This is a genomic window from Leifsonia sp. AG29 (genome assembly GCF_009765225.1).
Classification (GTDB): domain Bacteria; phylum Actinomycetota; class Actinomycetes; order Actinomycetales; family Microbacteriaceae; genus Leifsonia.
This window is the reverse complement of record NZ_VMSF01000001.1, coordinates 69085-92744: the sequence shown is the minus strand read 5'-3', so window position 1 is coordinate 92744 and position 23660 is coordinate 69085. Positions and strand designations below refer to the sequence as shown.

Genomic DNA, 23660 nt, shown 5'->3' with positions numbered 1-23660 from the left:
CCCACATACACTGTATGTGACTCCGCGCCCGACGCGGGAATCGCGCACACAGGACAGGGAGGCGACGATGGCCGATCTGCGCCAGTTCGAAGCTCTCAGAGCCGTCCACGCCGAGGGGTCGGTGACCGCGGCCGCCCGCCGCCTGGGGTGGGGCCAGCCCACCGTCGACTACCACCTGAAGAACCTGGAACGGCTGGTCGGCTCCCCCGTGCTCGCTCGTTCCCCCCGGGGCAGCCGGCTGACGCCTGTCGGCATGCTCCTCCTCGAGCGGGCGCAGGAGATCCTGACCCTGAGCGAACGGGCGATCGGCGACGCTCGCGAGTTCAGCCAGCTGGGGCGGGTGCGGCTCCGCTTCGGCACCTTCCCGACCGCGGCCGCGAGCATCCTGCCGTTCGTCGCCTCCCGGGTGGGCGACCTCGGAATCGAGATCGACGCCCTGCTGGAGGAGGTCCCCGCCCTCGTCGACCGGATCAACCGCGGCGCGCTCGACGCGGCACTCGTCTACACCGTGCCCGGTTACGAGCTGCCCTTCCGCCCGAACGTGGTGACGACGGAGGTGCACCGCGATCCGCTGATGCTCGCCCTGCCGGCGGGGCACCCGCTCGCGTCGCGCGCCCCGGTCGATCGCGCCGCCCTGCTCTCGTTGCGCGACGAGCGCTGGGTCTTCGCGACCGCCGCCGACGACGCCATGGACCGCATCGTCGCCGACGCGTTCGCGGCCGAGGGGCACAGCCTCGACGTCGCGATCCGGACGGACGACTTCCAGGTCCTCCTGGGCATGACCGCGGCACGGATGGTGATCGGCCTCATACCCAGCCTCGCGACGACCGCTGAGCACCCCGGCATCGTGCTCCGTCCGATCAACGACCCGTCGTTCGTGCGCTCGATCCTCGTGGCGACGCCGGCGGACGACGCGTCACGCCGCCCCTCCGCGGCCGCGCGGCAGCTCGTCGCCGCGATCCGGGACGGGTTCGCGGCGGTGCGGGCGGGGGTGTGAGCGAGCGGCACGAGCCGCCTACCACGGCACGCGGGAACCATCCCAGGACCAGAGCGACCCGCTCGGGCCGTCGTCTGGGAGGAGCGCGAGACGCACCGCGCCCCCGGCCGCCTCGGCCGGGTCGCCGCCCGCGGTCATACCGGGAAGGAGGTTCGTGCGCCGCAGACCGGGCGCCAGTGCGTTGACCTTGACCCGGTCGCCCAACGCCTGCGCGGCCAGCAGCGTCGCCGCGTTGACCGCGGTCTTCGAGATGCGGTAGGCGAAGCCGCCGCCCTTCACCCGCTCCCAGTCGAACTGAGGATTGGGCCCGCTGTTCCACGCCAGCGAGCCGGTGCCGCTGGAGATGTTCACGATCCGCGGATGCATGGATCGTTCCAGTGCAGGAAGGAACGCCTGCGTCACGGCGACCAGACCGAAGACATTCGTCTCGAATGCCCGTCGCAGCTGGTCGACGCTGGTTGCGGAGATGTCTTCTCCGCCCGGGTTGATCCCGGCGTTGTTGATCAGGATGTCCAGATCGCCGATCTCCGCCGCAGCCGCTTCGATGGTCGCCGGGTCGGTCACATCAAGCGATACGACTCGAACGGACGAGCCGAGCTCGCGCGCTGCAGCCTCCCCCTTCCGTCGATCGCGGGCCCCGATCCAGACCTCGACCCGCCTGGCCAGCAGCTCGCGGGCGATCTCGAAACCGATACCGCTGTTGCCGCCCGTCACGAGCGCCACCAACCCCGACCCCGCCAAGAGCTCATCCGCGTTTGCCAGATCCGTTCCGGTCATACATCCTCCAATTCCAACTCCAACGCTGTAGTTGGATTATAGCCACGGTCGAGCCGGGCGGCCAAGCACCCCCGGTAGGCTGCTCGTCGTGGCTTGGGACACCGAAGGGACGCGACGCCGGCTTCGCGACGCCGCGCTCTCGGAATTCGCGGAACGAGGTCTCGACGGGACCACCGTCGCGGCGATCGCCGAGAAGGCGGGCGTGAACAAGGAGCGCCTGTACAGCTACTTCGGCGACAAGCAGTCCCTGTGGCGCCTCGTGCTCTCGACCGAACTCGAACGCCTCGCCTCCGCGGTCGCGCTCAGCGGGGCGAGCCTCGATGACATCGGCGAGTTCGCGGGCGCCACCTTCGACTACCACGCGGCCCACCCGGCGCTCAGCAGGCTCCTCCAATGGGAGGGCCTCCAGGGAGGGACCCCCGCCGACCTCGACGGCCGGACCGCCCACTATCAGGACAAGGTCGCCCGCTTCGCGGCCGCGCAGCGGGACGGCGTGCTCGACAGCAGCCTCGACCCGGATCATCTGGTCTTCGCGATCATCGCACTGGCCGCTTGGTGGCAGACGGTTCCGCAACTCGCCGAGATGATCACGGGAGCGGGCCCGGACGACCTCCAGGAGCGCGCCCGACGCCGGCGATTCGTCGTCGAGGCGGCGCGCAGGCTCGCGTCACCTCCTGCCGGCGGATAATTCTCGAAGCCTCAGGCGGGCGCGGCCAGAGCTCCGGAGACCAACCACCCCACGGCGTCCCGCTCGGCGTAGCCGGGATCACGGCCGGCACCGATGCAGAGGTTCCCGATGCCCTTGAGGAACACGTAGGGGTCCGGGTGCGGCGCGTCGCCGGGGTGCCGCTCCTTGACGGCCGCGGCGAGCACCGCTCCGCAGACCGGGACGAGTGTCTCGACGAAGAACGAGTGAAGGGCGCTTGCATCGTCCTGCGCACCCTGTAGCGCGTTCGCGAGGCCATGCTTCGTCACGAGGAAATCAACGAAGAGGTCGACCCACCGCCTCAGCGCTTCCTCCGCGGTGGCGGATGACGCGAGAAGCAGCGGCCCGGCGTCCGCGCAGGCTCGGACCTGATGCCGGTAGACGGCCACGACGAGCTCGGACCGAGTCGGGAAATGACGGTAGATCGTCCCGACGCCCACCCCCGCCCGCACCGCGATGTCGCGGACCGGCGCATCCACGCCGGCACGGGCGAAGACTTCCGCCGCCGCGCTGAGCACCGCATCCTCGTTGCGCCTGGCGTCGGCACGCTTCCGCGAAGCTGGGACGGTTTCGCTCATGGCGGACTACCCTCCTACGATCGGTCATTGCTAAACGGAACATTGTTCCGGTAGTTTTCGGAACAACGCTCCGTTTGATTATCGCAGCCCGAGAAAGGTTCTTCCGTGTCCGTTTCCCTCATCGCCGACCTCGACAGGCCAGCCGGCCCCGCCTCCCCGGTGATCTCGGTCGCGCCCGTCGGCCTCACCGCCCCCGGCCGCCCCCTGCCTCTCCAGGTCCGGATCTCTGCACCCGTGGAGGGCACCCGCCTTCCCGTGATCCTCTTCTCCCACGGGAACGGCTGGCACCACGACGGCTACGCGCCGCTGACCGCGTTCTGGGCCTCCCGGGGCTTCGTGGTGATCCAGCCCACTCATCTCGACTCGCGCCGCAACGCGATCGGCTTCGACGACCCCCGGTTCCCGCTCATCTGGACCGAGCGCATCGCAGATCTCAAGCGCATCCTCGACCAGCTCGACGACCTCGTTTCGGCGGTCCCGGGGCTCAGCGGACGCGTCGATCCGGCGCGCGTGGCCGCGGTCGGGCATTCGTGGGGAGCGCAGACCGCGCAGTCCCTCTTGGGCGCCCGCGTTCTCGGACCCGACGGATCCGAGGGCGAAGACCTGTCCGACCCGCGCGTGTCCGGAGGGATCCTCCTTGCTGCGACCGGGGTCGGCGGCCCGCACCTGCACCCGTTCGCCCAGGCCACCTTCCCGTTCATGTACCCCTCGTTCAGCACGCTGACGAAGCCGACGCTCGTGGTCGCGGGCGACCAGGACCAGTCGCGCATGTCGAGCCGGGGACCCGACTGGTTCACGGACGCCTTCACGTACAGCCCGGGCGCGACACACCTCGTCACACTCATCGGAGGCGAGCACTCTCTCGGAGGGATCCCCGGCTACGAGGTGGCGGAGACGACGGATGAGAACCCCGACCGCGTCGCGGTCCTCCAGCGTCTGACGACCGCGTACCTGCGGACGGCCCTGTCCGTCGACACCTCCAGCTGGGCGGACGCAGCGTCGATCATCGACACCGCGGGCCGTGACGTCGCCGCGATCAAGCGCAAGGGCGCCTGACAGGCAGCGGCAGCGCGGTGAGCGATCACCGCGCTGCCGGACGGCGTCACTGGAGGGTGAGCACCGCCTTACCGTCGACGCGACCCTCGGCGAGCGCGTCGAGCGCCTGAGGGAGCGTCTCCCACGGGCCGGTGAAGCCGATGTCCGCGCGGAGACGCCCCTCTCGCAGCAGGCCCAGAAGGAAGGAGAGGTCACCGTTCACGGGGGCCTGCTCCGCGTAGGAGAAGTAGGTGCGGAGTGCCGCGTTCTCGTGGCCGAAGAAGTCCGTCAGGGCCACTCGGGCAGGCTCCCGCTCGGAAGCACCGATGAGGACAACCGTCCCGGAGGGTGCGACCTTCTGCACCGCCGCCTCCGTGGCGCGACCGCCGACCCCGTCCAGGACGAGGTCGAACAGCCCGGGAGCATCCTCGGTTCGGGAGACCACCGCGTCGGCGCCCAGCTCTCCGAGGTCTGCAACGGCGCCGGCGCGTCGGGAGACCGCGACGACTTCCGCGCCTCCCTGCGCCGCGAGCTGAACCTGGAAACGACCGAGTCCGCCTGCGGCCCCGATGACCAGGACGCGCCGGCCGAGCAGAGCGCCTCCCAGGCGGACGGTGTTCAGTGCTGTCCTCCCGGCGATCCCGAGGGTCGCGGCGGCGATGGTCTCGACGCCCGAGGGGATCTCGGCGAGCCGATCCGCGGCGACGGCGACCCGTTCGGCCCATCCCGCTTGCTCGACGAGGCCCACGACCCGGGAGCCCACGGCCGGCCCGGTTCCGTTCGCCGCGGCGCGGATCACGGTTCCGGCAACGTCCTGGCCGGGTCGCCACGCCGCCGGTCGCGTAGCGAGGAGGGCGAGCTCGCCTCGATTGAGGCTGAAGGCGTGCACCTCGATGATCGCCTCGTCCGGGGCGGGGTCCGGTTCGGGAGCGCCATCGCGAATGGCGACGCGCATCGGGTCCTCGGGGGCGTTGAATACTGCGCGCATGGTGATGCGTACCTTTCTGTCGTTTGCGTGACCACGGTAAGAAGACCGGATGCGGCCGACCAAGGGCCAGAATGGAATCGGAACGATCACTCCGCGTGATCGATCCCCGGCGGGAGGGCGAATGGAACTGCGTCAGCTCCGGTACTTCGTGGCGGTGGCCGAGACCCTTCACTTCGGTCGGGCGGCGGAGGACCTGGGCATCGTTCAGGCGGCGGTGAGCCAGCAGGTCGCCAGGCTGGAACGGGAGTTGTCCCTCCCGTTGTTCGACCGCTCCCATCGACGGGTGAGCCTGACCGCCGAGGGCATCGTCTTCTTGAAGCAGGCCAGAAAGGTGCTCGCTGCTGCCGAAGAGTCGCAGCGAGTGGCCGCGGATCTCGTCGCCGGCCGGCGCGGCGAACTGCGGATCGGCACGAGCGATGTGCTCGGGCCGCGACTCGACGCGATCCTCGGGGCCTTCCGCGCCGGTCACCCGGATGTCCGGCTGCGCTTCGACTCGAAGGCGACCGCGCGCAAACTCGATGACCTCATGACCGGCGCCCTGGACGTCGCATTCGTCCGCGCTGCGGAACGACGGGACGGCATCGTCGTGCGGCACCTGTGGACGGACGACCTGGTCGCCGCGGTGCCCGCGCGATGGGCCGACCCGTCGGGCAGCATCGACCTCGCCGACCTCGCCGCGCTGCCCCTCTCCCTCGCAGACGGCAGGCTGAATCCGGGCGTCCACGCGATCATTCTCGAAGCCTGCGCCGCAGCGGGATTCGCGCCGCTGCCCGGCCCGCCGTTCACGACGCCGCAGGACACCGTCAGCGGACATGTGGCGGCAGGCGAGTGCTGGACGCTGCTCTATGCGTCGACCCCGCTCGTGACGCCGTCGACGGTCCGGCTGCACCCGACTCGGCCCCGGATCGGCGTTCCGGTCCAACTGGCGTTCCGCGATCCCGTGCGGCGCCGGCTGATCGCGGACTTCGCGGAGGAGAGCCTCCGCCACCGGGAAGCTCCGTGACGGCGGGATCGGTCTACTCGAGCGCGATCACGAGCTTCTCAGCGGATACGCCCTGGCGCATCAGGTCGAGCCCGCGCTGAGCGGCGCCCAGATCGCTCCCGATCACCCGAGGCGACGGGACGGGTCGATGCCCGCCGGTTTCCAGCGCCACCGGCAGGTGCTCACCCCACACGACCGCCCCGACGGGGCTGTCCGCGATGGAACTCCCCCAGACGAAGCGCGCGCGAATCCCGTGAAGCGCGCACTGCGCCTGCAACCGGATGTTCGAGAGCACCAGACGCGAGAGGAGACGCGCCCGGCGCACGGAGAGGCCCCCGTGCCGGGGCTGGTCGTAGAAGGAGACGGAGGGACTCGTGAGCGCGACTCTTCGGGCCCGCGTCCGCGCGGCGATGGACACGCAAGGCTCGGCTGACCCCGCAGCGATGGCCACGACGCCCGCGACCGCCGAGCCTCCTACTGCTTCGGTGATCGCGCGCACGACATCCGGGGAGCGGTAGTCGAAGACCGCTTCAGCACCGAGCGCTCGCATCCGATCGTGATTGGCGGGAGACGCGGTCGTGATCACCCGGTAGCCGGCCGCCCTGGCCAGTTGGATGGCGTTGCCGCCCACCGATGTCGCGCCTCCCCAGATCACGACGATCTCGTCGCGAGGAGGAGCGGAGCCCAGGGTCGAGTGGTCCAGCCCGAGCTGCGAGCGCTCGAAGAGCGCCGCCGCTGCGGTTGAGAACGCGAGCGGAAGGACAGCCGCCTCCGTGAACGACAGGTCCCACGGGAGGCGCGCCGTCATGGACGCCTCCACCGCGACATAGTGCTGGAAACCGCCTCCCGCCAGAGCATCGCGCCCCTTCTCGATACCCATCGCGTAGGCGCAGACACGATCACCGACCGAGAAGGCGTCGACACCCTCGCCGACCGCGACGACCTCACCGGCGACGTCCTCCCCGAGCACCGCCGGGTAGTCGAGCCAGCCGTACATCAGCCTCCCGGTGGACTGCACGATGGCGTCGAGCGGATTGATCGCGACCGCACGGACCCGCACCGCGAGCTGACCGGCGGCGGGCTCGGGGAACGGGACCGGGCGCACGGACAGGTCGGCAAACGGACGATCAATCACGGCGGCGACGTTTGGAGGCGAGGAGGGGAGAGACACGGGAGTCCGTTCGTTTGATGACATGCAGTGTCATCACTGTACCTCTCATGACACGACATGTCATCATGGAGGCATGCCCCGCTGGTCGCCGAACGCCGCGCTCCGCCTCGAGGAGTCCGCCCTGGCCCTGTTCGACGAACAGGGCTACCAGGAGACGACCGTTCCGCAGATCGTCGAGCGCGCCGGCCTGACCACGCGCACGTTCTTCCGTCACTTCGCCGACAAGCGCGATGTGCTGTTCCTGCGGGAGAGGGAGTTCCCGAAGGTCGTCGGCGCGTCGCTCGCCGCCGCCCCCGACGGCGCGCGCCCGAGCGAACTGGTCAGATTCGGCCTGCGGGGCGCCGCGCTCGAGCTCGAGTCGCTGCGCGAACCGATAGCTCGGCGCCATCGGATCATCCGGCGGGAGTCGCAGCTCCGGGAGCGCGAGCTCCTCCAGTACGACCGGCTCGCCGATGCCGTTCGCGCGGCGCTCCTCGACCGAGGCGCGAACCCTCGCGAAGCGCTCCTCCTCGGCCGGCTGGCATCGCTCGCGTTCGAACTCGGTCTCGAGCAGTGGCTGAGCGACGCGTCGCGCCCCCTCGCCGATGCCGTCGACCAGACTGCCGCGGAACTCGTTTCGATGCCCTGAACGTCCTCTGCCGAACCGACGCTCCCGAGGTCCGGCGATCACCGCGAGGGGGCGGCTATCCCCTCGAGCTGCAATGCCAGGAACCTTCGCCAACCGGTGTCGACATCCATGTTCGCCATCGCTCCGCGCGTGATGAGCACGAAGTCGGCGGTCGTGAAGTCGTCGCGGAGGACCCCGGCGCGGACCGCGCGCTCGACGACCGCCGCGACCACACGGTTGAACGCGCGCTTCTGCGCCGCGATCGTCTCCCACGCAGGCGTCTCCGAGCCCAGGATGGAGACCCGGAACGCCGCATCGGACTCGGCGGACTCGAGGTAGCCGTAGAGCAGAGTCTCGAACGCCACGAGCGGGTCCTCGATGCCGGACGCCGTCTCGGCGAGTTGTGTCACGGCGTCGAACCGGCGCGCGATGATGGCGGCGCGGAGCGCCTGCTTATCGGCGAAATGCCGGTAGAGCGTGCCGACACCGAGTCCCGCACGGGCCGCGATGTCGTCCATCTGGACGCCGTCTCCCCCGACCGCGAAAAGCTCGCTGGCGGCGTCCAGGATCATCTCGCGGTTGCGGCGCGCGTCCGAGCGCAACGATCGATCAGCCAGAGCCATGGACTCTCACTCTAGTTGACCGACGGAGAACGATGTGGTTTGATCCGTAACCGGAGTTCCGGTTCCGAATACGAAGAAGGAGAGTCCATGATCGCCGTCACGACGCCCACCGGGCGCATCGGAAAACAGCTCGTGTCCCGCCTGCTCGATCGGGGAAGCGACGTCCGGGTCATCGCTCGGGATTCGTCGCGCCTGAGCGAGGAGGTCGCTTCAGAGGTGGAGCTCGTCGAAGGGTCCCATGCCGACCCCCGGGTGCTCGACCGCGCGCTCGCGGGCGCAGACGCACTGTTCTGGCTGGTGCCGCCCGACTCATCGGCGCCGAGCGCGATGACGCACTACCTGCGGTTCGCCCGCGCCGCCGCAGACGCCGTCAGACGCCATGACGTGGGCCATGTCGTCTCGATCACGAGCGCGGGCCACGGCTGGACGCAACCGGCGGGAATCCTTTCAGCAGCCTTCGCGATGGACGACGAGCTGCGAGCGACGGGGGCGGCGTTCCGCGCCCTTTCCCTGCCGTTCTACATGGAGAACCTCCTCGGTCAAGCGAGTTCCATCCGCACCGGCGGGATGTTCTCGCTCACCTGCAATCCGGCTGAGCCCCTGCCGACGATAGCGACGAGAGACATCGCGGCCCGTGCCGCTGAGCTGCTCACCGATCTTTCCTGGCGAGGGCAGTCCGACCTGCCGCTTTTCGGACCCGACCGCCTGACGCCCACCCAGATGGCTCAGACGATGAGCGACGCGCTGGGCCGCCCGATCAGCTACCGCCAGATGTCGACCGAGGACTTCGCGGCCCTGCTCCGCTCGCGCGGCGCGAGCGAGCAGGCCGTGGAGGACACCGTGGCGATGTTCACCGCCCAGGCAGACGGGATCTACGACGCCGACTGGAAGAAGGCCGACGTCGGCCCGACGGATTTCCGGACCTGGTGCAGCGAGGTGCTGGCGCCGGCGGTTGCGGCCGGGTGACGCCCCTCCGCGGGTGAATCCGCGCTGTACGCGAGGAGCCCCTCACCCCCGATGCGAGCTCATCGTCACGTCCGGAACCCCCGAGCGAAGGTTCTCGAGCACGACAGCCTCGGGTGAGTCGGGCTCAGCCGAATAGAGGACGATCCGCAGGTCTCCGCCGCCGATCGTGAGCACGTCGCAGTCCAGCTCGACGGGACCATGAACGGGATGAACGATGGTCTTGCGCGCCGGAGCCGTCGGCACGCCTTCGAACCGCGCCCACCGTTCGGCGAAGCGCGGGTTCGTCTCGATCAGCGCGGCTATGAGCTCGGAGACCGCCCGATCATCCGGGTAGCGGTCCATCGCGCGACGAAGATCCGACACCATCTCGCGCTCGAACGCGTCTTCCTCGTCCGGGTCCCTTCTGACACGGGAGGGGTGACCCGCCGGCTCGGCGAAATGCCGCCAGACGAGGTTACGGTCTCGGCCGTCCATTGCCGCGGGATCGCCGACCAGTTCGGCCCACAGGGCGTTCCACTGGACGATGTCCCACGCTGCCGTGAACACCGCGACGGGGGTGTCGCTCATCCGGTCGAGCATCCTCCGGACGCCGCGCGGCACCTCACGAGGGACCGACCCGGACGGTGGAGGCACCGCCCCCGCGAGCCGATAGAGCGTCTCCCGGTCCGACCCTCCCAGACGAAGCGCGCGAGACAGAGCGGCGAGCACCTGCGCGGACGGGTGGGTGGCGCGTCCCTGCTCCAACCTGACCAGGTAGTCGACCGAGATGCCGACCAGCAGCGCCAACTCCTCGCGACGGAGGCCTGGGACCCGGCGATCGCCTCCCCCGGGAAGGCCTGCCTCCTGCGGACTCACCCTCTCGCGCCAGGCGCGCACCGCCGCACCCAGTTCGGTTCGTGTCGTCACACCTCCAGTGTGCTCCTTCTTGCTCCTCCGCGCGTCGGACGCGGGTGGTACTGCCAGTCCCACGGACGAGTGGTGCCTGGCCCGGTCGAACGACCGATCGGACGATGAAAACATGACAACCACACTGATCACCGGGGCCAACAAGGGCCTCGGCCACGAGACCGCACGCCGCCTCCTCGCCGCCGGACACGACGTCTGGATCGCCGCGCGCGACCGCGAACGCGGAGCCGCCGCGGCCCAGGCGCTGGGGGCGCGCTTCGTCCCGCTCGATGTGACCGACGACCAGTCCGCGGCCGCCGCGGCCGACACCGTGCGTGCCGCCTCGGGCCACCTCGATGTGCTCATCAACAACGCCGGCATCACCGGAGGCCGGATTCCCGCGGACGACCTCACCGCTGCCGACGTCGAACGGGTCTTCGCCACGAATGTCTTCGGGGCCGTCCGGGTCATCCACGCCTTCCTCCCTCTGCTCCGCGAGGCCGACGCGCCGTCGGTCATCAACGTGTCCAGCGGGCTCGGATCGTTCACCGTGGTGACCACGACGGAATGGGGACGGTTCGTCACACCCGCATACAGCGCCTCGAAGTCGGCGCTGACGATGCTCACCGTTCAGTACGCCCACGCGCTCCCCGACATCCGCTTCAACGCCGTCGACCCCGGATACACGGCCACCGACCTCAACGGCCACTCCGGGACCCAGACGATCACGGAGGGCACCGACGCCGTCGTCCGGCTCGCAACGCTCGGCCCCGACACGCCCACCGGCGGATTCTTCGACCGCACCGGGCCGGTGCCGTGGTGAGGAGGGACTGCTCCTCGAGCTCGCCCGAGGCTGCGCGGGAGGCGCGTTCCGGGCATCCCCAACCGACGAGTCCTAGTTGGTCGACGGCGGCGCGTACAGGTTGACCAGGTTACCGTCAGGGTCCCGCACCAGGGCGGACCGGTTTCCCCAGGGCATTGTGCGGGGCTCCATCACCAGTTCGCCCTCGCCGAGTGAGAGACCCTGAATGAGGCGGTCGACGTCGTCGACGAGGAATTCGATGATCACGCTGCGGTTCGCCGCGGCGCTGAGATCGGCGGGGGACATGGCCGGTACGGTCTTGTCGCTTGCGATCGCAATAAGCCCCGTGGGTCCGGGAATCTGAGCGAAGAGCGGGTTCGGGCGCAGCACCTCCAGTCCCGTCAGCCGACCGTAGAAGGCGGCCAGCTGGTCGACGTCCGAGGTGATGATGCGGATGGATGCGAAGTTCACGGGATCTCCTTGTTCGGGGGGGTGATTTCTTTGATGACGGTACGGGCCAAACCGGACACAATCAGTCCGGTATAGATAAACTGCGGTGATGAGCCGCCCAACTGCCCGGGTGCTCGCGCTCCTCGACCTGTTGCAGACCGGCCGCGTCTTCACGGTCAAGGAACTCGCGACCCGGCTCGATGTCGACGAGCGGACCGTGCGTCGCTACATCGGCCACCTCGCCGACCTCGAGATCCCGGTGGAGACGATCCGAGGCCGCTATGGCGGCTATCGGATCGGGGCGGGTCACCGACTCCCGCCATTGATGCTGACCGAGAACGAGGCGGTCGTCACGATGGTCAGCCTCACGACCGCGGTCCACATCGGCCTGCAGGGTGAGACAGAAGCGACGGAGACCGCCGTCTCCAAGATCCGCAGGGTGCTCCCGGCAGCGCTCGAGCGGCGCGTCCGAGCCCTTCTCGAAACGAGTGCGCGACCCGTGGCGGCCGCGGAAGACGGCACTGCGGCGTCTCCGGTCCTCCTGACCGTCGCCGAAGCGGCATACGATCACCGCCCGCTCGATATCGAGTACCGCAACCGCAGCGATCACATCAGCTCCCGCACGATTCTTCCCTGGGGAATCGTGGCGCACGGCGGCAACTGGTACGTGACCGGCCCGGACCTCTCCAGCGGGCAGCTTCGCACATTCAGGATCGACCGCATCCAGCGCGTCGAAGTCGCGCCAGGGCACTTCACCGTGCCCGAGCAGTTCGACCCGACACGCCAAGTGCAGCAATCCCTGTCCCGCACCCCGTGGCGATACGAAGTATCGCTCCTTGTGCGGGCGACCGACAGCCGGATCCGGTCCCACCTTCCTGCCAATGTTGCTGAGGTCCGCGACGCCGGAGCCGAAGCCCCCTCGGGCAAGGCCGCCGAAGAATGGCGGCGCGTCCGCCTGCGTGCGGAGCGGCTCGACTGGGTCGCCGCAGCCATCGTGAGCATCGACGCTCCCTTCATCATCAACAGCCCTGCCGAACTGAGCGAAGCCGTCACGGCGCTCATCAACCGCACTGCGGAACGACTCCATCGACCCGAAGGTCGCTAAGGCTTCGCAGTAGAACCGCACCTAGCCGCCTCGGACGCCCTCCGCCACGACTCGACTGTCGATCCTGCCCACGCCCTCAACCTCCACCGCGACCTCGTCACCCGGCTGCAGGAAGACCTGAGGGTCGCGACGGAAACCGACTCCGCCCGGCCAGCAAGATCACGCGTTCAACGCTCTTCTCGAGGGGGGCAAAACCTTGGACGTGACAGGGCCTTGCGGCGGTCGCCTGCGCCAGGCCAGGATGCGACTACCACGGGCTGACGCTTAGCAGGGCGAAGAAGGGGATGCGGATGGACGAAGCCGAACGGATCGCAGGTGAGGCGTACGTGTACGCCTATCCGCTGGTGCTGATGCACGTCAGCGGCCTCGTCTCCACGAATGTGGCGCAGCCGATTGGGCTGCTGTCCCCCATGAATCAGTTCGCGCACGGTCGAGAGTTCCCGGATCCGTCGTTCACAGTTGTGGTGCGGCCTAACGCGGACACGCTCTATAGCTCGATGAACTTCGATCTGAGGAATGAGCCGATGATCATCAGCGTCCCGGAGTCCGGGGGACGTTTCTATCTGCTTCCAATGCTGGACATGTGGACCGATGTGTTCACGGTTCCCGGCACCCGCACGACCGGGTCCGCTGCCCGCACGTTCGCCATCGTCGGCCCGCACTGGCAGGGTTCGCTTCCCGATGGCATGCCGTTCTATGTGGCGCCGACACCACGGGGATGGATCGGCGGCCGCACCCAAACCAACGGTGTCGAGGATTACGCGGCCGTCCACGCATTCCAGGACGGCATCCGTGCGGTGCCGTTGAGCGCGTGGGGCACCGACTACATACCACCCCAGGGGTCGGTGAACCCGGACCAGGATATGTCTGCTCCGCCGGACCAGGTCGAGCGGATGGATGCCGCCACCTTTTTCCCGCTCTTCGCCGACCTGCTCGCGGTGCATCAGCCGCACCCGAACGACTACCCGATACTGGACCGACTACGACGGATTGGGATCGTGCCCGGCCGCCCCTTCGCATGGGCGGATGCTCCTGCCGATCTCCGTCGAGCACTGGAGGAGGCGGTCCCGCGGTCGCTCGCGCGGATCAAAGCCGCCTGGGCCGCGGCCGGCGTCCTGCAGAACGGCTGGTACACCAACCTCACGGCGATCGGCACCTACGGCACCGACTACCTGCACCGCGCCGGCGTCGCCTACGGAGCGCTCGGGGCCAACGCTCCAGACGACGCCATCTACCCGACCGCGTTCACAGACTCCGACGGCCAACCCCTGACTGCGAACCACCGCTACCTCGTGCGGTTCGAACCCGGTCAGACACCTCCCGCACGAGCGTTCTGGTCACTCACGATGTACGACGAGCGCCAACTTTTCACGGAGAACCCCCTCGACCGATACACCCTGGGCGATCGCAACCCACTCGCCTACGGCGAGGATGGGTCGCTCGAGTTGCACATCCAGCGTGACGCACCCAGTGACGACCTGAAGCCCAACTGGCTCCCCACCCCGCGCGAGGGCACCTTCAGCATGAACCTCCGGCTGTACTGGCCCGATACCGCCGCACTCGACGGAAGCTGGCAACCTCCTGCCATCAAACGGCTCGATTGAGACGATCCGATAACCCCTGACGCTCGCAACCTTCTGTCTTGGGCGCCCTCTTTCGGCCGACGACGCCACACTAGTCCGAACTGCGCTGTGGCAATAATCGTCCTCACCGGGCCTTTCAACCGAGCGACTCCTTCCGCCTGGACCCGGGTTACGTCGCCCGGGCGCCACCATGTTCGACCTTCACCCACTGGCGGCTCACAGTCGGCACCGACGTCGAGATCCTGAACTGGCTGGACGACCACTCGCGCTACCTGCTCTTCTCGACCCCGACCACTACTACTGGCGAAACCAACAAAAAGCCCCCGGCCGATGGCCGAGGGCTTCCAACAATGAGACCTAAGACGCGACACAGGTGAGACCTATGTCGCGACTCAAGACACTGCGGAGGGCGTGGGATTCGAACTCTAGCGACGGACCCGCCATCTCCTCGCAATTGGCCAAGATCCGCGAGATCACGATGATCTCAGCGGGACAAAACGACGCCCAGTGCACTCCGATCTCGCCCGATTGTTGTCAAATGGTTGTCACGCAGACCGCAGCCGATGAGGTGGAACGCAATCGCGCGCTACACCATGACTTCGTCCATCGGGACATGACTCGACCTCTCCACTGGATCGCACTCCACACGCGCGGGCGTTCCCGCTCCGACCAATATTTGTGCGCGAGACGAGCGGTCACACCCCGCTCCACCGCCTATACCGACACTCCCACCGGCGTGCCACAGCGCTCCGAAACTCCACGCGTATCGGCCGACCCCCGGCGGGGTCGCCATCGGTGTACTTCTACGGAGCGGCATAGCCCTGCCAATCAAACAAGCGCACCCACCCGACTGCGTCGGCGCGATGCGATTGGATAGCGTGCGGGGAAGCCGCGATTCGGCCCTCCCTCACTGACGGACACCATACGGGCTCGCCCGCGGAAATGTTCGCTCTCGCCGGGGAGAGCTACCCGTCGCCAGCGTCGTCGGTTGGACGCCCGGGCGGCGTTAGCCTATGCGATCGACCGCGGACAGCAGACGTTACACCGCCCGTGCCAATCGCGGCGATGCGGCCTCGCGATCGGTGCTCCGGGCTGACGTGTGCCCTCAAGCGAACACGTGGTCACGACCAGTCCCCAGGAAACATCCCGCTGCCGCACGGTGGGACCGCCGTCGACCCCCGCGACGTTCCCCAGGTCGCCCTTCTTCCCAGCCCGACGATCACATGGCCATGGACACAAGAGTGTCCAGATTGTGTCGACGCGACCTCGCTGTGGGCGTGCTAGTCAAGCCGATAGCCGATCACTCTGGCTGTCTCCTACCTCTCCAGACCGCGGCTGGTGCGGATGGCCAGCGCCAAGTGACACTCCAGCGGCGGCGATGGCGACCGCCCAGCCGCATGATGACGACCGGAAAATGGAATGCAGGGCCTAGATGCGGTAGTCCGAGAACCGTCCCGCGACGGCCTCGGCTACCTGCTCCGGCCGGCTCAGATCGAGTGTCCGATTGTGCACGCCGGCGCCGGCGGCTGACGCGAGAGCTGCGACGTAGTCGCCCGCCTGCTCGCCCGAAACCGGTGAACCGGGACGCGTGCCATGGGGGCCGATGAACACTGTCAGCACGAGGTCATTGACGCGGGGATGCCCGTCCGTCTCGGCGGCGAAGCTGCGAGTGAGCTTGTCCTGAGCCGCCGAGACGACCGAGATGGGTCCGAGCCCCTGTCGCGGCGACGGCATGAACCCGGCGGGACCGTTGATCGTCGTATACGACCCGGCAGAGTCGACCAGCGGGAGCAGCGCCTCCGCAGCGAGGTAGTGAGGGTACAGCCGCGTCTCGATGACCCGCTTGAAGTCTTCGAAGCCGGCCTGGAGCATGCTGGGGGTCTGGTGCCAGCTCGCCGCCGCCACCGTGACCGCATCGAGTCTCGCGGTGGCATCCCGCACCGCAGCCTGAACGGCTCGTGCACCCTCCGGTGTCCCGATATCCCCGATGATCGGCGAAATCCGCTCCGCTCGGTCTGTACCCAGCCGCGCGGTCAGCCGGTCGAGATTGCCGGCACTGCGCGATACGACGAGAACCTCCGCCCCCGCCCTGATGAAACCATCGACCAGGTAGTAGCCCACATTGCCCGTGCCTCCCAGCACGAGCGCTGTCTTTCCTGACAGGAGTGCGCCGGGCGTCGTCATCGTGCCGCCTCCCGGCGGGACGCATCGGAGTATCCGACCCTCCGACGCTCGCTCGGCGAATGACCCGCACGGCTGAAGTCCCGCAATTCAGAACTCGCGACCGCCACGCCCTCGCGCCTCACCGAGACAGTCGCCCCGACGACGTTCGCGTTCGTCCTCAAATCAGACCCTCCCTCTCAACGCTGATGTTTCGGTGACTGCAGCTGTGTCAGCCCAACCTCGAGCACCTGCGAAACATTCCGGTACCCGAGTCAGCACGAGTCGGTACTCGCCCTGCTCAGCGCGCTGGCGTGCTCGACCGCCGCGGGCGCCGCACTGGACAGAGCTCGGGAGGGGCGCCCTGCGGGTGGCGCCCCTCCGGTCAGAACCGCCGGTCGACGGCTGTCTGCGACAGCAGCTTCACGGCTGCGGCGACCACCTCAGGAACCGGCATGCCGATGTCGACCGCGCCGCCGCGCTCGTCCGCGGCGAGCGGTTCGAGGGTCGCCAGCTGCGAGCCGAGGAGGCTGGCCGGCATGAAGTGGCCGCTGCGTCCCGCCACGCGGTCGGCGAGCACCTCCCGCGAGCCCGAAAGATGCACGAACACTGCTTGCGGACACCGGGCCCGGATGATCTCGCGGTAGCGGCGACGCAGCGCGGAGCAGGCCACGACGAGCCCGTCGGGCGCGGAGCCGAGCACCTCCCCCACCGCGTCGAGCCACGGTGCCCGGTCGGCGTCGTCGAGCGGGAGGCCGCTCGCCATCTTGCGGACGTTCTCGGCGGGATGGAGCGAGTCACCGTCGACGAACGGGACGCCCAGTTCGCTCGCGAGCAGTGCACCGATCGTGGTCTTCCCCGACCCCGACACCCCCATGACGACGATGCGCGGGGCGGACGGGGAGGAGTCCGATGCGCTCACCAGTCGTGCATGGAACCGTCGAGAAGACGGTTCACCGGCAGGTAGGCAGCCTCATAGGGGAACGCCCCGGCCACGGCGTCGTCGTATTCGACACCCAGACCGGCCGCCTCACCGGGCTTCAGCATGCCGTCCTCGAATGCGTAGGTGGTGCGGAAGACCTCGTGGGTGTCCGCGCTGTGCCGCATGTACTCCTGGATCCCGAAGTTCGGGATGGCGATGCCGAGGTGGATCGCCGCCGCGAGCCCCACCGGGGAGACATCGGTCGGGCCGTGCACACCGGACTTGATCTGGTATACGGCCGCGTAGTCGAAGATGCGGCGTAGGGCGGTGATGCCGCCGGCATGGGTGATGGGCGAGCGGACGTAGTCGATCAGTTGCTCCTCGAACAACTCGCGGTAGTCCCAGATGGTGTTGAACACCTCCCCGATCGCCAGGGGCGTGGTGGTGTGCTCGCGCACCCGGCGCAGGGCCGCCTGGTTCTCGGCCGGGGTGACGTCCTCCAGCCAGAACAGGTCGTACGGCTCGAGCGACTTGCCGAGCTTCGCCGCCTGGATCGGCGTGAGCCGGTGGTGCGCGTCGTGCAGGAGGGGCAACTCCGGCCCGAACTCGTTGCGCACGGCCTCGAAGACCGACGGCGCGTGCCGGAGGTACGCGCGAGTGTCCCAGCTCTCCTCCACCGGGACGGCGCTGCGCCGCGCCGGCTCGTAGTCGTAGCGGCTGTCCGTGCCGCTGTCCGCACCGGCGGAGGCGTTGCGGCTGGAGGCGACGCCGTACACCGACGGCAGGCCCGGGATGCCGGTCTGCACACGGACAGCCCGGTACCCCTCCTCGAGGTGCTCGGTGATCGAATCGAACAGCTCGGGCAGCTCGGCGCCCGACGCGTGCCCGTAGACGAGGAGGCCCTCGCGGCTGCGACCGCCGAGCAGCTGGTACAGCGGCAGACCGGCGACCTTGGCCTTGATGTCCCAGAGCGCGGTGTCGACGGCGGCGATCGAGGCCATGGTCACCGGGCCGCGCCGCCAATAGGCGCCGCGGTACAGGTACTGCCAGGTGTCCTCGATCTGGTGCGCATCGCGACCGATCAGGAGCGGCACCACGTGCTCGCTCAGGTATGCGGCCACAGCGAGCTCGCGCCCGTTCAGGGTGGCGTCGCCGAGACCGGTGAACCCGTCGTCCGTGGTGATGCGGAGGGTGACGAAGTTCCGTCCGGGACTCGAGATCAGAACGTCTGCTGCGGTGATGATCATGCGTTGATTCCTTGCCAGATTGTGCTGTCGGCCGCCGCTATGCGTGCCGCCAGCGGGTCGGTCAGATCGATGAGGTCGGGGGCGAGGGCCGCCCACACTGCGGCCGCCCGTTGTTCGGGCGAACCGCTCCGGCTCAGCTCGGAGATGAGGCTCGCGGCACCGGGGTCGCGCACGTCGGGCCCGGTGAGGTGCACGCACCATGCGGCCAGGACGCCCAGCTGTGCCTGACCCGGATCGCGGCCCGCGGACAGGCGCGAGCGGATCGCATCGACGATGCGCGGGCCGAGCTTCTGCGAGCCGTCCGACGCGATCTGGACGAGACGGTGCTCGATGCGCGCATTGCCGAACCGGGAGCGCAGGCTGCTCAAGGCGATGTCGATCGTCGCCGAGTCGAAGGGCAGCTCGGTTCCCTGCTCGCTCCACAGGGCCTCCAGCTCGGCCGCGACGGCGGAGTCCGACACGGCCTCCGCGACCGTCGCGTGACCGGCCGCCAGACCGTGGTAGGCCAGAAGGGAGTGGCCTGCATTCAGCAGCCACAGCTTGCGACGCTCGTACGGGACGATGTCGTCGACGAAATGAGCACCGGCAGCATCCCATGCGGGACGTCCCGCCGGGAAGTCGCCCGCCAGGATCCATTCGGTGAACGGCTCGGCGACGACGGGTGCGGCATCGAACAAGCCGGTCAGCAACAGCGCGGTCTCGCGATCCGCGTCCGTCGCCGCCGGCGTGATCCGGTCCACCATGGACGAGACGAACGAGACGTCCGTCCGGAGCCACGTGTCGAAGTCCGTGCCGCCCTCGACCAGCGCCAGCACTACATCTCTGATGACCTCCCCGTTCCGGGGAAGGTTGTCGCAGCTGACCACCGCTATCCCGCCCGCTCCGGCCTCGAACCGGGCGCGAAGTCCGTCGAGCACGCGACGGGCCGCGCTCGATCCCGCCTGATAGCCGGCCTCGGTCACGGTCAGAGTGAGGACGCCGACGTCCGGATCCGAGAGCGTGCGTCGCCAGGCGTCGGCGTCGCCTCCGTCGTGGACTCGGCTGAGCGCCTCCACGATCACCGCGGAGTCTCCGGCGGGCCCCCGCTCGATGAGGGTGTACATCGAGTCCTGGGCCGCCAGCACTTGCGCAGCGGCCGGTGAGCGGCCGGTGAAGGCCGCTATCCCCCAGCCCTCGCCGGCTCCCTCGGAGGCATTGGCGAGCTCGGTGTACCAGGCCTGATGCGAGCGGTGGAACGCGCCCAGCCCCAGGTGCGCCACCCGGACCGGATGACGCGCCCGGCGCGCGGACGCGATCGACTCCGGAGGGATCACGCGGTCACCGCAATCCGGGTCCGCTCCTCCACGGCGCGGAGGTAGCCGAGGTTGTCGCGCGTGCGCTCTTCGAGCGGCAGCACGGTCGAGAAGTCCTCGCTCGTCACCCATCCGTCGTATCCGAATTCGCGCAGCGCCCGGAAGTACTCGTCCAGATCGCCGACGCCTTCGCGAAGGGGGGCCCATTCGTGTCGCCAGCGCACGGTGCCGTCCGCCTCCGGGCCCCCGGGAACCCATGCGACGTTCTTGACGTGGACGTGGGCAAGATAGGGCCCGAGCAGCTCGAAGGCGGAGAGCGTGCGCTCCCACCCTTCGATCACGAGGTTGCCGAGATCGTGGATGACGCCGACCGTGGCGGGATCCAGGCCTTCCACCAGGCGGAAGGCTGCCGAGGCGGACGAGGTGATCGTCTCGTGGTGGAGCTCGACGAGCGCCTTCACCCCGAGCGACGACGCCGTCGCGGAGACGCGCTCCAGGTCGCGCCGCGCGGCGGCGAACAGGTCGCGGTACTCGCCCTCATCGGTCCGGGGCATGAGGACCCGCACCTGCCGCGCGCCGAGTGCGGCCGTCGCGGCGAGCATGCGGTCCACGTTCTCGTGATCGTCGCACCGAACGTAGCCCCCGATCCCGGAGATCTCGAGTCCGGCGCTCCGCGTGACCGCAGCGATCTCGGCGAGGGCGCCCTCCAGGCCCGAGAGGGGCCAGGTGGCCCGGTTGCCCGACCAGAATCCCGGCTCGTCGGCGGGCTGCTGGTCGACGATGCGCCACTCGACCCCCTCCCAGCCCTGCTGGGCGAGGATGCGGACGGCCTGCTCGGGCGTCCACTCCGGGGTGGACGCCGTGAAGACGGAGAACTTCATGCGTGCACCCCGGTGGAGACGACGACGTCGTCGAGTGCGCCGTCGAGCACCTCGTCGAGAAGCACCGGTCTCCCGAGGCTCGCCGAAAGGTAGACGCCGCGCACGACGGCGAGCGAGAGGAAGGCGTCAGCGACGGTCACGCCGGGTGCGCGCCCCTCGCGGATCGCCGCGACGATGTCCTCGTACTGACGCAGGTGGCCGATCACGAACTGATCGGGTCCGCGGTCCCCTCCGCGCACCTCACTCGCGGGCAGCAGGTCGGCTGCGATATTGCCCGGACTGTCCGGCGACCCGGCGTCGGGCGCCGAGAAGTACTCGAGCTGGTCGTCGTGGATGATCGCCGACCCCCGGTCTCCGTGCACCTGGATGCGCACGGAGAGTCCCGGATATGCGGCGGTCGTCGCGTGCAGCACGGCCAGCGCGCCCGAGTCGAAGCGGATCGTGGCGACCGCGACATCTTCGACTTCGATCCGCTCGTGTGCGAGGAGCGCCGTCCGCGCGTCGATCTCGACCGGCCTCCCGAGGAACCAGACGAGGAGGTCGACCGTGTGGACGCCCTGGTTCATCAGTGCGCCGCCGCCGTCGAGCTCCCAGGTGCCTCGCCAGTCGCCGGAATCGTAGTATTCCTGGCTCCGCCACCAGGCCACGGAGGCGACACCGCTGGTGAGACGACCGAAGCCCCCGGAGTGCGCCGCGTCAGCGACGACCTTCGATGCCGGGTCGAACCGGTGCTGGCTGATGACGGAGACGAGCAGCCCCTGCTGCTCGGCCCGCTGCGACAGGGTCAGGATCTCCCGCGCTCTCGGCATGGAGACGTCGAGCGGCTTCTCGATGACCACGTGCTTGCCGGCCGTGAGGGCTTCCTCGGCCAGCGCAACGTGGAGGCCGCTCGGCGTGCAGATGACGACCACTTCGAAATCCGATCCGGCGAGCGCGGCGGCCAACGAACCGAACTCGGCCGGCCGTGGCGTGCCATGCTCGGCCACGATCTGGTCGGCGAGGGCGGTGGCCGCCTCGGAGACGGCGTCCACGAGCGCCGTGATGACCAGGTCGGGATGCCGGAGAATCGCTCGGGCGTGGTTGAGGCCGATGATGCCGCAGCCGACGATGGCGACGCGCAGGGGCATGGAGGCGGTGCTGCCGGTCATGCGAGGGTGACTCCGATCTGGTCTGTGAGGCGACGGAAAGCACGGGCGGCGACGCCGAAGGCGGCGGGCCCGGAGAATCCCCCGAGGGCGTTCACGTCGGTGAGGTGCGGCTCGAGCGAGGCGAAGCCGACGTAGCCGTCGTCCCGCAGAGCGGTGATCGTCTTGAGCACCTCCCCGTCGCCCTCCCCGGCGGGGACGACCTCAGAGGTTGCCGAGAGGGCGTCCTTCACCTGGAGGTATTCGAGGTGCGGGCGGAGCAGCTCATAGCCGTCATCGAACGGGCGGCCCACGCCCACTTGAACGAAGTTCGCGCTGTCCCAGGCGAGCCGCAGTGCGCTCGAACCGACAGACTCGACGATGTCGAGGCATCGCTCGGGCGTGTCGCCGTAGATGTCCTTCTCGTTCTCATGCAGCAGCACGACTCCGGCGGCGTCCGCGGATTCAGCGAGCGCAAGCATCCGAGTGATGACGGCTTCGCGAATGCTCTCGACGGGAACCCCGGCGCCCCGGTAGAACGAGAACACGCGGATGTAGCGCGAGTCGAGCCGCTTCGCGGCCTCGATCGCACGGCCCAGCCGCTCGATCTCGTGCTCCACCGGCAGCGACACGTCGACCTTCCCGATCGGCGATGCGATGGCGGAGACGCGCATGCCGCGCTCGGCCAAGACGCCGGCGAGCCGGTCGAGCTGTGCGTTGTCGAGATCGACCACGTTGACGCCCCAGGCGCTCCGGACCTCGATGTGGTTCGCGCCCAGCGCCTGCAGAACGGCTACCTGAACAGCCGGGTCCGGGTCGATCTCGTCGCCGAATCCGGACAGCTGCCAGGACACCCCGGAAACGTCACTCACTTACTTCACTCCTCCACTGGTGAGGCCACCGATCAGGTAGCGCTGGAATACGAGGTACAGCACGACGACCGGCACGGCGCATATGAGCGATGCGGCCATCATCTGCCCGTAGATGGGAACGGCCCCGCCTTCCTGGGAGGCGGCGAACACCTGCAGTGCGACCGCCGCCGTGCGCGTCTCGGGATTGGTGAGGACCGAGGCGAAGAGCACGTCGTTCCAGCCGAGCAGGAAGGCGAAGATGCCGGAGACGACGATCCCGGGCCAGCTGAGCGGGATCACGATCTGGGTGAGGATGCGCCACGATGACGCGCCGTCGATGCGGGCAGCCTCCTCGAGCGCCTTCGGCAGCCCGCGGAGGTAGGTCACCATCACCCAGGTCGAGAACGGCAGAGCGAACGTGAGGTAGGTGATGAAGACCGCCGTGCGCGTCCCGATGATCTGCACGCCCAAGGCCGTGGCGATCGAGGAGAACAGCACGAAGACGGGCAGGAGCATGAGAGTGCCCGGGATCGACTGGAGCCCGAGGAGCCCGCGAAGGAACGTGAGCCGGCCCCGGAACTCGTAGCGCACCAGGACGTAGGCCGTGGCCACCGCCAGGAACGCGCAGACGACTGCGACGCCGCTGCAGATGATGACGCTGTTCATCAGGCCGGTGCCGAGATCGACGGTGCTCCACACCTTGAGGTAGTTGTCCAAGTGGAGCTCCGTGGGGAAGAACGCCCCCGAGGCGACGGAGACATCCGAGTTCACCGAGGAGAACACCATGTAGAGGACGGGTCCGAGCACCACGGTCAGCAGGACTGCGATGACCGCCACGAGCAGGGGGCGCGGCAGGAGCCTGGTGACGTCGGACGCAGGGCCGCGCCGGCGCGCCGGCTTCGGCGCGGAGACGGCAAGCATCGCACGC

Annotated in this window: 24 protein-coding genes; 9 read left to right on the top strand and 15 right to left on the bottom strand. The window is 68.9% G+C overall.

Annotated features, from left to right (window positions below; translation table 11 throughout):
• Positions 1–67: 67 nt before the first annotated feature.
• The gene (locus tag FPT20_RS00465) at positions 68–997 is read left to right on the top strand and encodes a LysR family transcriptional regulator (RefSeq protein WP_158861729.1); all 930 of its coding nucleotides are present in this window, start codon (positions 68–70) and stop codon (positions 995–997) included.
• An 18-nt stretch (positions 998–1015) separates the two neighbouring features.
• On the opposite strand, the gene FPT20_RS00460 is transcribed toward FPT20_RS00465, so the two are convergent.
• The gene (locus tag FPT20_RS00460; protein WP_158861728.1) at positions 1016–1774 is read right to left on the bottom strand and encodes an SDR family NAD(P)-dependent oxidoreductase; all 759 of its coding nucleotides are present in this window, start codon (positions 1772–1774) and stop codon (positions 1016–1018) included.
• An 88-nt stretch (positions 1775–1862) separates the two neighbouring features.
• Here FPT20_RS00460 and FPT20_RS00455 point away from each other — a divergent pair, with 88 nt between their 5' ends.
• Entirely contained in the window at positions 1863–2462 is a 600-nt protein-coding gene (locus FPT20_RS00455) for a TetR family transcriptional regulator (protein ID WP_158861727.1), read from the top strand.
• An 11-nt stretch (positions 2463–2473) separates the two neighbouring features.
• Here the strand turns inward: FPT20_RS00455 and FPT20_RS00450 are convergent, their stop codons facing one another.
• Positions 2474–3058, bottom strand: a complete 585-nt coding sequence (locus FPT20_RS00450) for a TetR/AcrR family transcriptional regulator (RefSeq protein ID WP_158861726.1) — start codon at positions 3056–3058, stop codon at positions 2474–2476.
• Between the two features lie 105 nt (positions 3059–3163).
• Here FPT20_RS00450 and FPT20_RS00445 point away from each other — a divergent pair, with 105 nt between their 5' ends.
• Complete coding sequence (locus FPT20_RS00445) at positions 3164–4114, top strand: alpha/beta hydrolase family protein (protein WP_158861725.1); 951 nt, start codon at positions 3164–3166, stop codon at positions 4112–4114.
• Positions 4115–4160: 46 nt separating this feature from the next.
• Here FPT20_RS00445 and FPT20_RS00440 read toward each other — a convergent pair whose 3' ends face one another.
• Positions 4161–5081 carry a zinc-binding dehydrogenase gene (locus FPT20_RS00440; RefSeq protein WP_158861724.1) on the bottom strand — a complete coding sequence of 307 codons (921 nt, stop codon included), beginning with the start codon at positions 5079–5081 and terminating at the stop codon, positions 4161–4163.
• A gap of 121 nt (positions 5082–5202) precedes the next feature.
• Here FPT20_RS00440 and FPT20_RS00435 point away from each other — a divergent pair, with 121 nt between their 5' ends.
• Entirely contained in the window at positions 5203–6084 is an 882-nt protein-coding gene (locus FPT20_RS00435) for a LysR family transcriptional regulator (RefSeq protein WP_158861723.1), read from the top strand.
• 13 nt (positions 6085–6097) lie between these two features.
• Here the strand turns inward: FPT20_RS00435 and FPT20_RS00430 are convergent, their stop codons facing one another.
• Positions 6098–7198, bottom strand: coding sequence for a zinc-binding alcohol dehydrogenase family protein (locus tag FPT20_RS00430; protein ID WP_233265326.1), 1101 nt, complete (start codon positions 7196–7198; stop codon positions 6098–6100).
• Positions 7199–7307: 109 nt separating this feature from the next.
• On the opposite strand from FPT20_RS00430, the gene FPT20_RS00425 reads away from it, so the two are divergent.
• The gene (locus FPT20_RS00425; RefSeq protein ID WP_158861721.1) at positions 7308–7862 is read left to right on the top strand and encodes a TetR/AcrR family transcriptional regulator; all 555 of its coding nucleotides are present in this window, start codon (positions 7308–7310) and stop codon (positions 7860–7862) included.
• 38 nt (positions 7863–7900) lie between these two features.
• Here FPT20_RS00425 and FPT20_RS00420 read toward each other — a convergent pair whose 3' ends face one another.
• The gene (locus tag FPT20_RS00420) at positions 7901–8464 is read right to left on the bottom strand and encodes a TetR/AcrR family transcriptional regulator (protein ID WP_158861720.1); all 564 of its coding nucleotides are present in this window, start codon (positions 8462–8464) and stop codon (positions 7901–7903) included.
• 87 nt (positions 8465–8551) lie between these two features.
• On the opposite strand from FPT20_RS00420, the gene FPT20_RS00415 reads away from it, so the two are divergent.
• Positions 8552–9430 carry an NmrA family NAD(P)-binding protein gene (locus FPT20_RS00415; RefSeq protein ID WP_158861719.1) on the top strand — a complete coding sequence of 293 codons (879 nt, stop codon included), beginning with the start codon at positions 8552–8554 and terminating at the stop codon, positions 9428–9430.
• A gap of 42 nt (positions 9431–9472) precedes the next feature.
• Here the strand turns inward: FPT20_RS00415 and FPT20_RS00410 are convergent, their stop codons facing one another.
• Positions 9473–10336 (bottom strand): helix-turn-helix domain-containing protein, encoded by an 864-nt coding sequence (locus tag FPT20_RS00410; RefSeq protein WP_158861718.1) that lies wholly within the window; start codon positions 10334–10336, stop codon positions 9473–9475.
• A gap of 112 nt (positions 10337–10448) precedes the next feature.
• Here FPT20_RS00410 and FPT20_RS00405 point away from each other — a divergent pair, with 112 nt between their 5' ends.
• On the top strand, positions 10449–11138 hold the full coding sequence (locus FPT20_RS00405; protein WP_158861717.1) for an SDR family NAD(P)-dependent oxidoreductase: 690 nt from the start codon (positions 10449–10451) through the stop codon (positions 11136–11138).
• Between the two features lie 72 nt (positions 11139–11210).
• On the opposite strand, the gene FPT20_RS00400 is transcribed toward FPT20_RS00405, so the two are convergent.
• Positions 11211–11588 (bottom strand): VOC family protein, encoded by a 378-nt coding sequence (locus tag FPT20_RS00400; RefSeq protein WP_158861716.1) that lies wholly within the window; start codon positions 11586–11588, stop codon positions 11211–11213.
• Between the two features lie 88 nt (positions 11589–11676).
• Here FPT20_RS00400 and FPT20_RS00395 point away from each other — a divergent pair, with 88 nt between their 5' ends.
• Both FPT20_RS00395 and FPT20_RS00390 read left to right on the top strand, forming a co-directional pair.
• Complete coding sequence (locus FPT20_RS00395; protein WP_158861715.1) at positions 11677–12672, top strand: helix-turn-helix transcriptional regulator; 996 nt, start codon at positions 11677–11679, stop codon at positions 12670–12672.
• Positions 12673–12962: 290 nt separating this feature from the next.
• The gene (locus FPT20_RS00390) at positions 12963–14276 is read left to right on the top strand and encodes a DUF1254 domain-containing protein (RefSeq protein ID WP_199245621.1); all 1314 of its coding nucleotides are present in this window, start codon (positions 12963–12965) and stop codon (positions 14274–14276) included.
• A 1407-nt stretch (positions 14277–15683) separates the two neighbouring features.
• On the opposite strand, the gene FPT20_RS00385 is transcribed toward FPT20_RS00390, so the two are convergent.
• The 8 genes from FPT20_RS00385 to FPT20_RS00350 form a co-directional block, all read right to left on the bottom strand.
• The gene (locus FPT20_RS00385; RefSeq protein ID WP_158861713.1) at positions 15684–16439 is read right to left on the bottom strand and encodes an SDR family oxidoreductase; all 756 of its coding nucleotides are present in this window, start codon (positions 16437–16439) and stop codon (positions 15684–15686) included.
• 361 nt (positions 16440–16800) lie between these two features.
• Positions 16801–17337 carry a gluconokinase gene (locus tag FPT20_RS00380; RefSeq protein WP_233265325.1) on the bottom strand — a complete coding sequence of 179 codons (537 nt, stop codon included), beginning with the start codon at positions 17335–17337 and terminating at the stop codon, positions 16801–16803.
• Entirely contained in the window at positions 17334–18584 is a 1251-nt protein-coding gene (manD, locus tag FPT20_RS00375) for a D-mannonate dehydratase ManD (protein WP_158861712.1), read from the bottom strand. The genes FPT20_RS00380 and manD overlap by 4 nt, the downstream gene beginning before the upstream one ends.
• Positions 18581–19897, bottom strand: coding sequence for a mannitol dehydrogenase family protein (locus FPT20_RS00370; RefSeq protein WP_233265324.1), 1317 nt, complete (start codon positions 19895–19897; stop codon positions 18581–18583). Before FPT20_RS00370 ends, manD begins: the two co-directional genes overlap by 4 nt.
• Entirely contained in the window at positions 19894–20757 is an 864-nt protein-coding gene (locus tag FPT20_RS00365) for a sugar phosphate isomerase/epimerase family protein (protein WP_158861711.1), read from the bottom strand. The genes FPT20_RS00370 and FPT20_RS00365 overlap by 4 nt, the downstream gene beginning before the upstream one ends.
• A complete protein-coding gene (locus FPT20_RS00360; protein ID WP_158861710.1) occupies positions 20754–21905 on the bottom strand; it encodes a Gfo/Idh/MocA family protein in 1152 nt (383 codons plus the stop codon). Before FPT20_RS00360 ends, FPT20_RS00365 begins: the two co-directional genes overlap by 4 nt.
• The gene (locus tag FPT20_RS00355) at positions 21902–22753 is read right to left on the bottom strand and encodes a sugar phosphate isomerase/epimerase family protein (RefSeq protein WP_199245619.1); all 852 of its coding nucleotides are present in this window, start codon (positions 22751–22753) and stop codon (positions 21902–21904) included. The genes FPT20_RS00360 and FPT20_RS00355 overlap by 4 nt, the downstream gene beginning before the upstream one ends.
• On the bottom strand, positions 22754–23653 hold the full coding sequence (locus FPT20_RS00350) for a carbohydrate ABC transporter permease (protein WP_158867675.1): 900 nt from the start codon (positions 23651–23653) through the stop codon (positions 22754–22756).
• Positions 23654–23660 lie beyond the last annotated feature (7 nt).

What these genes read in the sequence shown, in the direction of transcription:
- FPT20_RS00420 (WP_158861720.1), bottom strand. Translation starts at nt 8,464, where the DNA reads ATGGCTCTGGCTGATCGATCGTTGCGCTCGGACGCGCGCCGCAACCGC.
- FPT20_RS00440 (WP_158861724.1), bottom strand. Translation starts at nt 5,081, where the DNA reads ATGCGCGCAGTATTCAACGCCCCCGAGGACCCGATGCGCGTCGCCATT.
- FPT20_RS00425 (WP_158861721.1), top strand. Translation starts at nt 7,308, where the DNA reads ATGCCCCGCTGGTCGCCGAACGCCGCGCTCCGCCTCGAGGAGTCCGCC.
- FPT20_RS00450 (WP_158861726.1), bottom strand. Translation starts at nt 3,058, where the DNA reads ATGAGCGAAACCGTCCCAGCTTCGCGGAAGCGTGCCGACGCCAGGCGC.
- FPT20_RS00405 (WP_158861717.1), top strand. Translation starts at nt 10,449, where the DNA reads ATGACAACCACACTGATCACCGGGGCCAACAAGGGCCTCGGCCACGAG.
- FPT20_RS00465 (WP_158861729.1), top strand. Translation starts at nt 68, where the DNA reads ATGGCCGATCTGCGCCAGTTCGAAGCTCTCAGAGCCGTCCACGCCGAG.
- FPT20_RS00365 (WP_158861711.1), bottom strand. Translation starts at nt 20,757, where the DNA reads ATGAAGTTCTCCGTCTTCACGGCGTCCACCCCGGAGTGGACGCCCGAG.
- FPT20_RS00360 (WP_158861710.1), bottom strand. Translation starts at nt 21,905, where the DNA reads ATGACCGGCAGCACCGCCTCCATGCCCCTGCGCGTCGCCATCGTCGGC.
- FPT20_RS00435 (WP_158861723.1), top strand. Translation starts at nt 5,203, where the DNA reads ATGGAACTGCGTCAGCTCCGGTACTTCGTGGCGGTGGCCGAGACCCTT.
- FPT20_RS00385 (WP_158861713.1), bottom strand. Translation starts at nt 16,439, where the DNA reads ATGACGACGCCCGGCGCACTCCTGTCAGGAAAGACAGCGCTCGTGCTG.
- FPT20_RS00460 (WP_158861728.1), bottom strand. Translation starts at nt 1,774, where the DNA reads ATGACCGGAACGGATCTGGCAAACGCGGATGAGCTCTTGGCGGGGTCG.
- FPT20_RS00390 (WP_199245621.1), top strand. Translation starts at nt 12,963, where the DNA reads ATGGACGAAGCCGAACGGATCGCAGGTGAGGCGTACGTGTACGCCTAT.
- manD (WP_158861712.1), bottom strand. Translation starts at nt 18,584, where the DNA reads ATGATCATCACCGCAGCAGACGTTCTGATCTCGAGTCCCGGACGGAAC.
- FPT20_RS00415 (WP_158861719.1), top strand. Translation starts at nt 8,552, where the DNA reads ATGATCGCCGTCACGACGCCCACCGGGCGCATCGGAAAACAGCTCGTG.
- FPT20_RS00395 (WP_158861715.1), top strand. Translation starts at nt 11,677, where the DNA reads ATGAGCCGCCCAACTGCCCGGGTGCTCGCGCTCCTCGACCTGTTGCAG.
- FPT20_RS00350 (WP_158867675.1), bottom strand. Translation starts at nt 23,653, where the DNA reads ATGCTTGCCGTCTCCGCGCCGAAGCCGGCGCGCCGGCGCGGCCCTGCG.